Origin of the sequence: Prosthecobacter algae, from assembly GCF_039542385.1 — a bacterium.
Lineage (GTDB): Bacteria > Verrucomicrobiota > Verrucomicrobiia > Verrucomicrobiales > Verrucomicrobiaceae > Prosthecobacter > Prosthecobacter algae.
In genome coordinates, this window is the sequence record NZ_BAABIA010000004.1 from 181,335 (window position 1) to 195,321 (window position 13,987).

Annotated in this window: 10 protein-coding genes, 2 pseudogenes and 1 riboswitch; of the genes and pseudogenes, 4 read left to right on the plus strand and 8 right to left on the minus strand. The window is 57.6% G+C overall.

Annotation, left to right across the window (positions count from 1 at the left end):
- Positions 1 to 35 precede the first annotated feature (35 nt).
- Positions 36 to 494, plus strand: coding sequence for an SRPBCC family protein (locus tag ABEB25_RS10720; protein ID WP_345736401.1), 459 nt, complete (start codon positions 36 to 38; stop codon positions 492 to 494).
- Positions 495 to 656: 162 nt separating this feature from the next.
- On the opposite strand, the gene ABEB25_RS10725 is transcribed toward ABEB25_RS10720, so the two are convergent.
- A complete protein-coding gene (locus ABEB25_RS10725; protein ID WP_345736402.1) occupies positions 657 to 1,808 on the minus strand; it encodes a hypothetical protein in 1,152 nt (383 codons plus the stop codon).
- 150 nt (positions 1,809 to 1,958) lie between these two features.
- The gene (locus tag ABEB25_RS10730; RefSeq protein WP_345736403.1) at positions 1,959 to 2,912 is read right to left on the minus strand and encodes a terminase small subunit; all 954 of its coding nucleotides are present in this window, start codon (positions 2,910 to 2,912) and stop codon (positions 1,959 to 1,961) included.
- A gap of 231 nt (positions 2,913 to 3,143) precedes the next feature.
- Here ABEB25_RS10730 and ABEB25_RS10735 point away from each other — a divergent pair.
- A pseudogene (locus ABEB25_RS10735) lies at positions 3,144 to 3,329 on the plus strand (OmpA family protein); the annotation flags it as partial.
- A gap of 1,198 nt (positions 3,330 to 4,527) precedes the next feature.
- Entirely contained in the window at positions 4,528 to 6,021 is a 1,494-nt protein-coding gene (locus ABEB25_RS10740) for a TIR domain-containing protein (RefSeq protein WP_345736404.1), read from the plus strand.
- Between the two features lie 122 nt (positions 6,022 to 6,143).
- On the opposite strand, the pseudogene ABEB25_RS10745 reads toward ABEB25_RS10740, so the two are convergent.
- From ABEB25_RS10745 to thiC, 4 genes and pseudogenes are all read right to left on the minus strand, one after another.
- Positions 6,144 to 6,299: pseudogene (locus ABEB25_RS10745) on the minus strand (phosphomethylpyrimidine synthase ThiC); the annotation flags it as partial.
- A gap of 31 nt (positions 6,300 to 6,330) precedes the next feature.
- Positions 6,331 to 7,185 (minus strand): DpnII family type II restriction endonuclease, encoded by an 855-nt coding sequence (locus ABEB25_RS10750; RefSeq protein ID WP_345736405.1) that lies wholly within the window; start codon positions 7,183 to 7,185, stop codon positions 6,331 to 6,333.
- Positions 7,182 to 8,258 carry a DNA adenine methylase gene (locus tag ABEB25_RS10755; protein ID WP_345736406.1) on the minus strand — a complete coding sequence of 359 codons (1,077 nt, stop codon included), beginning with the start codon at positions 8,256 to 8,258 and terminating at the stop codon, positions 7,182 to 7,184. The genes ABEB25_RS10750 and ABEB25_RS10755 overlap by 4 nt, the downstream gene beginning before the upstream one ends.
- 74 nt (positions 8,259 to 8,332) lie before the next feature.
- Positions 8,333 to 10,297 (minus strand): phosphomethylpyrimidine synthase ThiC, encoded by a 1,965-nt coding sequence (gene thiC, locus ABEB25_RS10760; protein WP_345736407.1) that lies wholly within the window; start codon positions 10,295 to 10,297, stop codon positions 8,333 to 8,335.
- Between the two features lie 230 nt (positions 10,298 to 10,527).
- Positions 10,528 to 10,637, minus strand: a riboswitch (TPP riboswitch).
- A gap of 130 nt (positions 10,638 to 10,767) precedes the next feature.
- Between thiC and ABEB25_RS10765 the strand changes: the two genes are divergently transcribed.
- A complete protein-coding gene (locus ABEB25_RS10765) occupies positions 10,768 to 12,144 on the plus strand; it encodes a PEP-CTERM sorting domain-containing protein (RefSeq protein ID WP_345736408.1) in 1,377 nt (458 codons plus the stop codon).
- 1 nt (position 12,145) lies between these two features.
- On the opposite strand, the gene ABEB25_RS10770 is transcribed toward ABEB25_RS10765, so the two are convergent.
- Both ABEB25_RS10770 and ABEB25_RS10775 read right to left on the minus strand, forming a co-directional pair.
- Positions 12,146 to 13,084, minus strand: a complete 939-nt coding sequence (locus ABEB25_RS10770) for an amidohydrolase family protein (RefSeq protein ID WP_345736409.1) — start codon at positions 13,082 to 13,084, stop codon at positions 12,146 to 12,148.
- 7 nt (positions 13,085 to 13,091) lie between these two features.
- Entirely contained in the window at positions 13,092 to 13,985 is an 894-nt protein-coding gene (locus ABEB25_RS10775; RefSeq protein ID WP_345736410.1) for a DMT family transporter, read from the minus strand.
- Positions 13,986 to 13,987 lie beyond the last annotated feature (2 nt).

Genomic DNA, 13,987 nt, shown 5'->3' on the forward strand with positions numbered 1-13,987 from the left:
TTCGTCATTGTCTTGGAATCTTACATCGCCCCATCATGAACACTGACACCCATACCATCCGTCTGCACCGCGTCCTGCGTGCCAAACCTGAGCGCGTCTATCGCGCCTTTCTCGATGCCGATGCCAAGGCCAAGTGGCTGCCGCCGCATGGCTTCACGGGCAAGGTGCATCATCTGGATGCCCGGGTGGGTGGGACTTACCGGATGTCGTTCACCAATTTCACCACCGGCTCCAGTCACTCGTTTGGCGGCACTTACACGGAGCTGACGCCGAATGAGCGCCTCTGCTACACGGACAAGTTCGAGGACCCGAATCTGCCGGGGGAGATGCATGTCACGGTGGAGCTGAAGGAGGTCTTCTGCGGCACGGAGCTGAACATCACGCAGGCCGGTGTGCCTGTTATGATCCCTGCGGCGGCCTGCTATCAAGGGTGGCAGGAGTCGCTGATTCTTCTTGCCCAGTTAGTCGAGCCTGAGATTCCGGATGAGGCTTAACCAAGGCCACCCGCTGGCGCGGGCAGCTACGGGGGGAGTGTGCAGAGAGGAGGGCCACCCGCTGGCGCGGGCAGCTACGGGGGGAGTGTGCAGATCGGAGGGCCACCCGCTGGCGCGGGCAGCTACGGGGTTATTTCAAAGAGCTAAGGTGGCCCCGACTGTTTAGGCGGAGGCTTCGGGGCGTTGTTGTTCGGCTTCCATGGCGGCTTTTTCGGCGGCGATGGCGGCCAGAGCTGCGGCGCGGCGGGCGCGTTCCTTGGCCTCTTGCTCGGCGCGGGCCTTGGCGGCGGCGGCTTCGCGGCGGGCTTTGGCTTCTTCTTCGATTTGGCGGGCGGCTGCTTTTTCAACGTCCTGCTTGGCCTTCAGGGCGGCTGCTGCTGCTTTCACGGCTTCGATTTCACGGCGTGCCAGTTCTCGGGCGGCTTCCTTGGCGGCTTCGCGTTCGGCATCGGCTTTGGCCTTGGCTTCGGCGGCGGCCTGACGGGCAGCGATCTTCTCGGCCTGGAGGCGGGCGTTCTCGGCAGCTTTCTCTGCGGCTGCTTGGGCACGGGCCAGAGTGGCGGCTTCCTTTTCGGCTTGGAGTCTAGCTTTCTCGGCCGCCTTTTCGGCAGCGGCTTGTTCCTTGGCCATGCGGGCAGCTTCTTTCTCTTCGGCGATGCGTGCCTTCTCGGCGGCTTTCTCAGCGTCGGCCAGTTCTTTGGCCAAGCGGGCGGCTTCTTTCTCTTCGGCCAGACGGGCTTTTTCGGCGGCCTTTTCGGCTGCGGCTTGTTCGCGGGCGAGGATGGCGGCTTCCTTTTCGGCTTGGAGGCGAGCCTTCTCAGCGGCCTGCTCGGCTGCGGCTTGTTCTTTGGCTAACCGGGTGGCTTCTTTCTCTTCGGCGATGCGGGCCTTCTCTGCTGCTTTTTCGGCTGCGGCTTGTTCGCGGGCGGCGATGGTGGCTTCCTTTTCGGCCTGGAGTCTAGCTTTCTCGGCCGCCTTTTCGGCAGCGGCTTGTTCCTTGGCCACTCGAGCAGCTTCTTTCTCTTCGGCGATGCGGGCTTTCTCGGCAGCGTGTGCTGCTGCTTTTTCGGCAATGGCTTGCTCGCGGGCGAGGATGATGGCCTCTTTGGCGGCGATGTCGGCGGCGAATTTGGCTTCCTGGGCCTGGGCCAGTTGGGTGGTGAACTCGCGCAACTGGCGGGCGAGGTTCTGGGCGGTTTCGGTCAGGACCGGGGCGGCGTCGGTGGGCACGCGTGGCAGGAGTTCGAGCGACTCAAGCCGGGCGGCGGTGTCGCTGAGGAGGGCGGTGAACTTGGGGTCGAGTCTCGTGGTCATCGGAGGGTTGGCTGAAACGGGACCTTCATGAATGGAGACGGTTGGGGGCGTGTAAAGTTCTTCTGGGCCGGATTTGAGGGCGGCTGGGGGGCGGGTATTTTACACCGCTGAGATTGGAAGGCCGCAGAGTAGGCCATGAGTGGGGCTGGGTCAGATGGAATGGGTGGCTAGGTGGCGGCGGCGAGGGCGGGTGATAGCAGGAACGGAACGGGGGATTTTGGCGCTGGGCAGCGCGGTGACGATGTGTGGGGATGGAAAAGGTTGCGGGGATGGGGATGGGAGGAGGTTAAGGTGTTGAGAGACAGCGGGTTGGGGTGGGGATTTGGTTGGGGATTCGAGGGGGGATGATTGATGGAGGAAGAGGCTGGGGGGGAAGGAGTGAGAGGCTGATTCGGATTCTGGGAGGGGGATTTTGGACAGGATTGCAGAATGGGCAGGATATACAGGAGGGGGATTTTGGTTGCGGGATTCGTGGGGTGAGGCGTGGGCGGCTAATGGGGTGAGGATGGCTTCGGGGGCGGGGGTGGGGGTGGGGATGGGGGTGGGGATGGGGCGGCCGAGGGTGTCTTGGCGGAGGCTGGGAAGGGCGTGGTCGGCCATGAGGGTTTGGAAGCGGGTGAGGCTTTCGGGGGAGCGAGGGGTGCCGGTGCGTTCGTGGGCGATGTTTTCGCGGCTGGCCATGGCGAGGAGGGCTTGCTCGGCCGGGGTGATGTCGGCGGGGGCGGGTGATTCGGCGGAGGGGAGGCCTTTGCCGAGGTGCCAGCCGCGCATGCGGCAGTAGAGGGTGGCGGCGCGCATCTGGGCGGGGCGGACTTCGCGGGTGCCGTTCATGACCTGCCAGAGCCAGACGAGCATTTCATGCCGGGTTTCGGGCATGAGGAGGAGAGACGGGCAGTGGTGGTCGTGGAGTTCGGCGATGCGGGGTAGGCAGCCCCTCAGGTGATTGATGCGGGCCTGGATGGCGGGGTTTTGCAGGAGTTTGCGGGAGCGTTGTTTGATGTTTTTGACGCTGTATCCGGCGTGGACGTAGGCGGAAGCGACGTCGTGGCCGGAAGCGCGGAGGGAAGCGAAGGTTTCGTGGCGAGGATCGGGGAGAGTGTGCATGGAAGGGTTCGAGGTTCGAATGATTTATATACAATATAATGTTTTGCGATGGGTGGCAACCTGGGAGATCGGGGGTGGATCTTCCGCCGTCAGCCATCTGACCAAGAACGCTAGGCAGGGTAGGGGGCTGTTTTGTCGTGAACACCAGTTGCTCCTCTAGCGCAGGGTTTTATGAATCAGCGGTTTGGGCGGTTTTTCATGGACCCATGAAATGCCCGGCAAGGCGACTATGGGCAGAATCTCCAGCTTTCCCAAGAACGCGCGGAACGCATCTCCCGGGAGCTGGTTTATCATGGCGTCAGTGCCGAGCGTCTCATGCCCGTGGGCTATGGTGAAGCCGAAGCCTCCTCCCCGGCAGATGCCAACGAAGCTACCCGCCGTCTGGACCGCCGGGTTGTCGTCTTCCACATGCGCTGAGGCCAAGGAAATTTCGGACCCAGCTTAGCGCATACCTACCAGTCACGGACAGTAATTGTCCCGCAAGATGCGGGAGGTCGGGTGCTTGCGCCCCTTGACATAAATACCCGCCAGCGCGTCGGTGATACTAGTTACTGGCCACCTTCACCGCCGCCCCGGCCTTCCACTCCGGCATGCAATGGCCCTCCGGCTGCATCAGGAGGATGGAGTGCATGCGCCAATCAATGGGGGGCATTTACACGCAGCTTCCGGCTAAAATGCCAGGCAAAACAGCTGCAAGAAAATCTAAGAAGGGCAAAAGTCGTGCGTTTTTTGCTATGGATGATAATTACGCCGTCAAAGATGAACACGAACGAGAGCAGTTTCGCCTGCTTCTTGCTGCCAGGGTCGAGACCTGGTGACGGCGCCATATGTCAAAAAAACACATGGCCTTACCGAGGCAAAAGTCGGTTATTAAAAGAGCAAAGTCATTCAAGTCAAAATCTGCCGCTTCCGCTTGCGAAAAAGAGGAGGTGCCGGACTCAAATCGGAGTTTCTCATCCTACAAAGGATGGGCGACCCGCCGAGCAAATCACGAAGCGCGAGCAAATGTGCTTCGGGGTCCTGAATTTGAACTGTTTCAGTCTGTGACTGGGGATAGTAAAGATTCCTGGATACTCTGTGAAGTCTGCCCGGGGAAATGGCTGGTCTACAGGAGCCGTTCTTCCACGAACGGTAAGGGTAGCTACCGCATTCAATTCACAGAGGATCAATGGGATGGATTTGTTTTCGAAGGTAGTTCTTTACGATCTATTGTAGCGGCTACAATCAAATCTCAAAATATTCTGTAATGGGAGGCGATTGTTAACCGAAGAAGATTTTAGACGCGAGCAGCAATGCTCGCGTTTTTTTCTTCCATGCCTTAAGAGCAGGCGGAGACGAATTTGTTGAATTCGGCTTAATAGTTCTTGAAATGCATGACCAATAGTGCTGGAATATGGAGTCACATTACAATGATTGAAAATTTCTGAATTTGGCTCCGAGAAATGCTTGAATTACTTGTTGGGTTGTTGTTCCTGCAACCTGTTTTTACCAATGTATCTAGATTACGCTAGATGACCAGCTTATCATTATTCCGACGACTACAGCTTCCGGTTATACGGACGACAGGTTTGCGGAAAGAAAAATTCGGTGCTTCTCGGAGTCTACTATTTTCGCGATGAATTTAGATAAAACTGTTGAAGCTATTTTTGTGAGAATAGCTTCATTTGATGACTTGGCGAAAATGCTTGGGGCATCACCAAAGCAGTTACGGTTTTTGTTGTATGGATGTTCAGATTATTCAAAATATACTATCTTCAGCATAGCAAAACGAAAAGGTGGAACCCGCTTGATCAAGGCCCCTCGAGTTGAGTTGAAATGCATTCAGCGGCGCCTTGCTTCATTGATTCAAGACCGTGTTCGACCAAGGGCTTGTGCGCATGGCTTTGTGCGATCCAGAAGTGTTGTAACTAATGCACTCCTCCATGTTCGCCATCGCACAGTATTTAACATAGATCTAAAAGACTTCTTCCCAACAATTAATTTTGGTAGAGTGCGAGGCCTTTTTATGGCAGCTCCGTTTGGTGCCCCCGAAAAGATAGCTACTGTCATAGCCCAGCTCTGTTGCCATGAAGGGGTTCTTCCTCAAGGTGCTCCTACATCACCGGTGGTTTCCAATTTGATATGCATGCGGTTAGACACTCAACTGCAAAAACTGGCTAAAAATCATAGGTGTATTTTTAGCAGGTATGCCGACGATATAACATTCTCCAGGCGTAAGGGCAACATGCCTTCCGATATCGCTAGCGAAGATGCTAATGGCGATTTTGTTGTGGGTAATGAACTCCGTCGAATTATAGATAGTAACGGTTTTTCAATCCATCCAGATAAAGTTCATCTCTATAGAAATACCACTCGCCAATCTGTTACTGGCCTTGTGGTGAATAGACGAGTTAATGTCCCTCGCGAATTTATCAGAAATATTCGCGCAATGATTTCTGACTGGCATAAGAACGGACTGGATTCTGCAGAAAAAAGTCACCATGAGAAACACTACCGTAGAGCACTGATCGCTGGATTAAAACCACCCCTTCCGCGGATCATAGAAGGAAAATTAAATTTTTTAAGAATGGTTAAAGGCATTGACGATCCTGTGCGTCGAAATTTGCAAAGACAGTTCGTGAATGTTTATCCCGAATATCAAAAGGTTATGGAAAAAGAAAATAGTGAACTATCAATGCGTGATTTATTCATTTCGCACGCCTCTGAAGATAAGGATGCATTTGTGCGACCATTAGTTCAAGCGCTCGTTAAGGTGGGTGTAAGTGTTTGGTACGATGAAGCTGAAATGACTATCGGTGACAAGTTGACAAACAAGATTAATGAAGGCTTAACTAAATCAAGATATGGCTTGGTGGTTTTGTCCCCAAGCTTTTTTAGTGTAAAAAAAACATGGCCTGACAGAGAGGTGAATGCCCTGTTTGCTATGGAAGATGCCGATGGAAACTCTCGAGTTCTACCCCTTTGGTATAAGGTCGACAAAGAACAGGTATCAAAGACAAATCCTCTTTTAGCCGGACAATTGGCGTGGAAAGCAGCGGATTTTTCTGTAGACGTTCTGGCAGAGAAATTTCGAGACTTTATGAAAAATAGAAGATCTAAAGATGCTTGAGCGATTTGGCGGCTGTTCAGAACCGCTAGTTCTGCGCAAATCAGCCACCCCGTGTTATAGTGGCTGAAATTCACTAGCTTTCGGCCATCAATTCGATGGTAAGGGCGGCAGAACTGTCACTCGAGGTCGGCGGCTTGGGCGGCGAATTTGTAGGTGATGACGCCGACTTTGACGTCTTCTTTGTTCGGCAGGCCGAGGTGCTCCTTGGGGGTGACGTAGCAGAGCATGGCGCAGCCGTACCAGCCGATCATGGCGGCACCGATGCCTGAGGCTATATTGGTTATTTCTTTCTTGAGTCCGACGGGGAATTCATGGTGTCGGCTGAAAATCATTTTCTGATCGCAAAGTTTCCAGATCACTCCTGAGATCTTCGGCCATCGATTTAGTGTAAATACGATGAATTTTTCCTTCATTCTGAAGCGCTACTAGTTTTCGCAAGTCATTGGTTCGCTGCTTCCAAGTGATTCCATCAGTCACGAGAAGTAAAACCGTGTCATGTCGCTTCTCTTCAACAATACGGGCGATATCACCGAGTACATCTGTCTGTTTACTTCCAGTTGCACCATATGCCTTCACCTCGATAAGGATTACAGGGTCATTGGCGGAGGGAATCGCAAAGTCAGCTTTCTCCGTGCTCTGTCCTTTGGCACCGGTGAAGCGACAACGAACTGCAACCTGTTCGTCTGAAAATATAGACCTCACAATGCCTTCGACAAAGTCTTCCATACCACGGCCCCTTGTCTGCCCTTTGATGGCACTGCCTCGCCCACCCTTGAGGCGTTCGATCAGTACATCCGACCAGTGAAGGGGTTGGTGGATAGCCTGAGTCATGAGTTTACATAATTCAAGCTGGTTAAGTGCCTTGAGGTAAGCAGGGGGATCCGCCAAATACCTTTTTTTTCCAATACCTCCCGGGCCCAGAAGTTCTTGCATCCGATGCGTGTAGTCGTCTTTTGAAACGTCTAGGAAGAGACGAATAGCAGTGGTTGCCTGTTCGAAGTTGGTAGCCAGCAATGCAGCCACATCTGCATCTGCGTAAGCTGCTTTCTCTGGCAAATGTTTAAGCAGAGCAATGACTCCCTCAGCATGGCTGTCCAGCCATGACGCTTCTATCGGTATCAAAGATGCTGAGATTTCTTCAAAGGTTTGTCGGTACCGTTTCATGAGCCAATGATGAGATACTCTTTGACGACGTTTCGTTTGGCCGCCGCATGGGTCCCAAAGTGGTATCGATGATTTTTCTCAAGTACTTCGACGGACTTCTTGTAGCGCCTCATTATCGAACAAAGAGTTGGAAGATCAGGATAAGCATTCGATGAATAGGAAAGAACTTGAATGGAATCTGAAAAATGGCGGAAAAGACGGTCAAAGGCTTCAAGCGCTGTTTGCCTGTATGAGAAAGGAGTGAAGGGTTTGACAATTTTCCGCACTTTTGTGTGCATCATCAGCTCTTTGCCTTCCCAGTAGCAAGCCAAGCCTTCGAGGAAATGGTAACGCTTTATATAACAATTATCGTCAGCTAACGGCACATAGGGCGGATCCATGTAAACCAAATCACTGCCAGGATTCACGTGGAATACATCGCTACTGGTAACAGAATTTCGTTGGCCGTTGCTGAACACAGCCGCGTTGTAGATGGCAACCTGCTCGATAAAGTGTTCCCGAATGTTCAATTGAAGATCTCGCCTGCCGTCCTGGTAGCGAGTTGGATCACTGATCGTGAAAAGTCCGCGCGGTTGACGTTTAATTGCCGAGCGTAGCAGGGCGGCCAAGGCCATAGCGCGTTTGAATGGAGACTCCAATTGGCGAATGCCGGACCAAAGGTCGTCAAGACATGAAAGTTCTTCAGGCGTGTAGAAAATGCCCTCGTAAGTTTTCCGAATGAACTGCTCAGACTGCGAGCGGGCCTTCGCAGAAAGGAGAAGTTCAAGGTCCGGTGCATTCAGACGAGTAGCGTTGTTCGCCACCGTCGCCGATGTCAGAACTGAAGGAAACGCGAGCGTATCATTGGCTCGGACTTGCTTCCCCATAGCCTTAAGTAAATACGACACCACCCCCGAACCAGAAAATGCGTCCGTTGCTGTTTCGAAACCGATTTCAGCAAGTGTTTCATGAATCCACGGAAGCAGCCGGAACTTGCTACCCATGTATCGGAATCGCGGGAAATTTGCGATCTCATCAGGAAGCTTGGTTGTCTCAGAGATGAGAGACAACTGCGGTTCCGAAAATGTTTTCATGGATTTAAGGTTTTGAGATGTTCATGAGAACATGAATCTTTATGGGCTAAAGGCAAGTACCAAGTGAACCAGCATTACGCCTTCGTGTAAACCTCCGCCCCGCTCTCAACAAACTCCTTCGACTTCTCTTCCATGCCTTTGGCCAGCGCTTCGTCTTCGGAGATTTGGAGTTCGGCGGCGTATTTGCGGACGTCCTCGGTGATCTTCATGGAGCAGAAGTGGGGGCCGCACATGGAGCAGAAGTGAGCCGACTTTGCGCCGTCCTGGGGGAGGGTTTCGTCGTGGTATTCGCGGGCGGTGATGGGGTCGAGGGCGAGATTGAACTGGTCTTCCCAGCGGAATTCGAAGCGGGCTTTGGAGAGGGCGTTGTCGCGGTATTGGGCTCCGGGGTGGCCTTTGGCGAGGTCGGCGGCGTGGGCGGCGAGCTTGTAGGTGATGACGCCGACTTTGACGTCTTCTTTGTTCGGCAGGCCGAGGTGCTCCTTGGGGGTGACGTAGCAGAGCATGGCGCAGCCGTACCAGCCGATCATGGCGGCACCGATGCCGGAGGTGATGTGGTCGTAGCCGGGGGCGATATCCGTGGTCAGGGGTCCAAGGGTGTAGAAGGGGGCTTCGTGGCACCATTCGAGCTGCTTGGCCATGTTTTCCTCGATCATGTGCATGGGGACGTGGCCGGGGCCTTCGTTCATGACCTGGACGCCTTTGGCCCAGGCGCGCTTGGTGAGCTCGCCCTGGACTTCGAGTTCGCCGAACTGGGCTTTGTCGTTGGCATCGGCGATGGAGCCGGGGCGGAGGCCGTCGCCAATGGAGAAGGAGACGTCGTAGGCGGCCATGATGTCGCAGATGTCATCCCAATGGGTGTAGAGGAAGCTTTCCTTGTGGTGGGCGAGGCACCACTTGGCCATGATGGAGCCGCCGCGGCTGACGATGCCGGTCATGCGGGAGGCCGTCATGGGGACGAAGCGGAGGAGGACGCCGGCGTGGATGGTGAAGTAGTCGACGCCCTGCTCGGCCTGCTCGATGAGGGTATCGCGGAAGAGTTCCCATGTGAGGTCTTCGGCTTTGCCGTTCACTTTTTCGAGGGCCTGGTAGATGGGGACGGTGCCGATGGGCACGGGGGAGTTCCGCAGGATCCACTCGCGGGTGGCGTGGATGTTTTTGCCGGTGGAGAGGTCCATGACGGTATCGCCGCCCCACTTGGTGGCCCAGCGCATTTTTTCGACTTCTTCCTCGATGGAGGAGGCGACGGCGCTGTTGCCGATGTTGGCATTGATTTTCACCAGGAAGTTGCGCCCGATGATCATGGGCTCAAGCTCGGGGTGATTGATGTTGGCCGGGATGATGGCGCGGCCTGCGGCGACCTCCGAGCGGACGAATTCGGGGGTGATCTCGTCCGGGATGCGCTGGGGGAAGCGCTTGAAGATGCCGGGGGTGTATTCGTTCTGGATCTGAGTGGAGCCGGCGTGCTGCTTGTCGAGATCGGCGCGGAGGATGTCCTGGCCGTGATCGGCGATCTTGGCCCGGCGCATGTTTTCGCGGATGGCGATGAACTCCATCTCCGGGGTGATGATGCCCTGGCGGGCGTACCAGAGCTGGGTGACGGGGTGGCCTTTGCTGGCCTTCAGGGGCTGGCGCTGGGCATTGATGGGGGCCTTGAGGGGGCTGAGGAGGCCTTCGCGCTTGGCGGCGGCGTATTCGGCGTGGTTTTCGGTGAGGTAGCCGTTGTCGCGGGGCTCGACGGCGCGGCCTTCGTAGGGGGCGACGTCGCCACGGCCTTCGATCCAGGGTTTGCGGAGGGCGGGGAGGCCGGTCTCGACGGTGCCCTGGTAGTCGGGATCGCCCCAGGGGCCGGAGGTGTCATAGACACGGACGGGGGCGTTTTCTTCGATCTTGCCGTTGAAGCTTTTGGTGGGGCTGAGCTTGATCTCGCGCATGGGCACCTTCACATCTGGGTGCAGGCTGCCCTGGACATAGACGCGGGAGGAGGCGGGGAGCTGCTCGCTGGAGTGCGGTTCGAAGGAGTCTTTGGAGGCGATCATGTGGGAAGAGGGGAGGGGGAGTTGAGGGCTCGCAAGCGAGCGTTGAGCGGTGGCTGAGCCGTTGTTGAGCGGTGGTTTGGAAGAGGCGGGGGTGGGAGGTCAAGGGTCAACTGTCAAGGCGGTCAAGGCGGGGGCGGAAGAGGTGAGCGGGGATTGACTTGGGTTAGTCAATCTTTTGGAGGATGGAATAGGGGTGAGATGTGCTGTGGGGCCCTGGGGGCAGGCACTGATTTTCCCTCCGAGCGACTCCCTTCGGCGGCATGACCCGCAATCAGGTTCGGAGGGTTTCCCGCGCTGGCGAGATCTCAGCCCCTGCAATGGGACGCCCCTGTCGTAACAAGGGAGGATATACCGGACGGGGGGAGGTTTCGTCAAAGCGTATTTCGTGGAGATGGCGGGGGATGATATTATGGAAATTCTAATTATTGCTTGAAATAAAGGTTCGTGGAGCGCAAAATACTGGGAAATTGATGATGCGGCGCTCCTTTTATCTCCTTCGAGCTGGTTGGCTGGCGGGCCTATGCCTGGCTGGCGCGGCGATGACCTCGCGGGCGGACCTGATCAGCGACTGGAATGCGCAGGCGCTGGCGGCGATCCGCACGGAGACGCAGGAGGGGCCGGAGGCGGCACGGGCGCTGGCGATGCTGAATGCGGCGATCTACAATGCGGTGGAGGGGATCGCGGGGGATCATTTTCTTTACACGACGGGCAGCTATACGGGCCCGGCGGAGACGGCGGTGAACGGGGCCTCGATGGAGGCGGCGGCGGCATCGGCGGCGTTCACGCTGCTGCAGGGGCTGTACCCGAGCCTGACTGGGGATTTTGCGGTGCTGTATTCGGCCCAGCTGAGCGGGATGGCGGACGACCAGGCGCGGCTGGACGGGATGGACTTTGGGACGGTGGTGGCGAATGGGATTCTGAACTGGCGCACGGGGGATGGATCTGCCGGGGCTGGTAATACGGCACTGTACATTCCGGCACCGGGGGGGACGGCGGGCCGCTGGCAGCCGACGGTGGCGAATGGGGAGGTGCTGCCGGGCTGGGGGGCGGTGACGACGTTTGGAATCGCGAGCACGGCGGGCTACACGGGGAGCCTACCGGCGACGATCGAGAGCTATATCCAGTCTGCGCAGTATGCGGCGGACTACAATCAGGTGAAGGCGCTGGGATCCAGCAGCAGCGGTACGCGCTCGGCGGACCAGACGAATGCGGCGCTTTTCTGGGCGGCTGTGGCGGGGACGGGGACGACGGCGGGCCTGTGGAATCAGGTGGCGCAGACGGTGGCGGCGAGCGAGGGGCTGGACCTGCAGGACAGTGCGCGACTTTTTGCGGCGCTGAATGTGGCGATGGCGGATGCGGCGATCGTGACCTGGGACACGAAATACGATGTGGACTTCTGGAGCCCGCTGCTGGCGATCGTGAACGGGGCGGCGGACGGGAATGTGGACACGCTGGGGGATGCGGCGTGGACGGCGCTGCTGGCGGAACTGAATTCACCCGCGTATTTTTCTGAGCAGAGTGCGCTGAGCGCGGCGGCGGCGCGGGTGCTGGCGGAGTTTTTGGGCGATGATGTGGCCTTTGTGCTGGAGAGCGATGTGGACGGGGATGGCGTGGCGGATTTCACGCGGCCGTTTGATTCCTTCAGCCAGGCGGCGGAGGAGGCGGGGATGAGCCAGATCTGGGGCGGGGTGAGCTATGGCAGCGCCCATGCGGATGCGGCTGCGGCTGGCACGGCGGTGGGCGACTACGTGGTGGGGAATTACTTTGCGCCGGTGCCTGAGCCCTCGGGACTGATGCTGGTGCTGGTGGGCGGGGTGGCCTGGGCGATGAGGCGGCGGCGCTGCTGAACTAGGCGATTTTGAAAAGCTTGCGGGCGTTTTCGAAGAGGATTTTTCGCTCGACGGTTTTGCCGGGAGCGAGCTTGCGAATCATGGCGATGGTCTGGGCGCCCTGGCAGCCGGGGCCGCGGCCAAAGTGGTCGGTGCAGTCGCTGCCGTAGAGGATTTTGTCCTGATGCCGCTGGAAGAAGGCGGTGGTGTGCGCCTCATCCCGGGTGAGGGCATTGAGACCGGAGCCGGCGGACATGTCGGCAAACATGTTGGGGTAATCGGCGAGGTAGCGGTCGGTGAGGCCACCGGGGGTGATTTTGCCTTTGGGGTAGAGGTTTTTGGGTTCGTGGAGCTTGTCAATGTTGCCCCAGAAGGTCTGTGCGTGGCCGATGAAGGTGGTCTTCGGGTGCTTGGCGAGCATGGTGTGAAAACGCTCGTAGCCGCGGTTGTAGGTTTCGTTTTGGAAATGGAGAAGGATGGGCACCTGGTAGGCGGCGGCCAGTTCGTAGAGCTTTTGGCTGTGGGCGGAGTCGCACTGCACGTCGAATTTTTGTTCGGCAATGATGCAGGCACCGAGCTTCAGCCATTTTTCGATTTCCGTAGGGGCGGTGTCCAGGTCGGTGACTTCATTAGCGCCCCAGAGATAGGCGCCGGGGTGGGCCTGGGCGAGCTGCATGCAGCTTTCGTTGCCCCAGCATTCGGCGGCGAGGCCGTTGGACTTGCCCTCGTGGGTGGAGGGGCGGGTCATGGGGGTGCCTGCGGGCAGGAGGATGGTGGTGGTGACACCCATGGCCCGCTGGTGCGCCAGGAGGTGCTCGTCCTTGCGCTGCCGGTAGTGGGTGTGCTGGTGGATATCCACCACGGGCTCCGGCGCGGCGGTTTCCTGGGCGAGGGCGGCGGTGGCGAGGGTGCCCAGGCTGCGGCTCAAGAAGGCACGGCGGGAGGAGGTGTGGCGCATCCTCCCACTACGGGATGAAGGGGTGCTCTTTAACAGCGGGTTTGCGCTCCACCCAGCGGCTGAGCCAGGGGACGATGAGGACGCTGCCCATGATGACGGAGGCACCGATGTAAAAGCCGCCGCTCATGTGCTCCTGCGAACCGAAGATGAGGACGGCGAGGATGATGCCATAGACGGGCTCAAGATTGTAAACGACATTCACGGTAAAGACGGACATGCGGCGAAGCACGGCCATGTAGCCTGCATAGGCCCCGACGGTGCAGACGGTGGCCAGGATGAAGATCCACAAGCCATCCCAGGCCCCGGGGAGGGTGAGCTGGCCGGGGGTAGCCACCAGCCAGGCCAGGGCGGTGATGGCCAGGGCACCGAGCATCTGGTAATAACCCATGACGGCGTAGTGGCTGCGTGCGACCAACTGCTTGTTCATCACGGCAAACAAGGCGGCGAGCAGGGCGGAGACGATGCCGACGGTGAAGCCTAACCAATAACGCAACTCGACCTCGTAGATCATCCACACGGCCCCGACGATGATCGTGCCGACAAGGAGCTCCAGAGGTCTCCAGCGGCGAGTGCCATCGGCATAGGGCTCGATGAGGCTGCACCAGAGCATGGCGGTGGGCAGGGCGGCGAGGCTGACGCTGGCGGTGGCGAGACGGGCAGAGAGGAAAAAGAGGATCCAGTGCAGGCCCAAGATGGCCCCCACGCCCACCATTTTCCAAAGGTCGGTACGGGAGATGCGGAGGTTTTGGCGGAGCCAGCGGGCCAGAAGGGCAAAGCCTGCCGAGGCGATGGCCGTGCGCCAGAGAACGACCTCGATGGGCGGCAGCGTGATGAGCTTGCCCAGGATGGCGGTAAAGCCCCAGGCGAGGATCACCAAATGCAAAAGCAGGTAGTCACGCACGC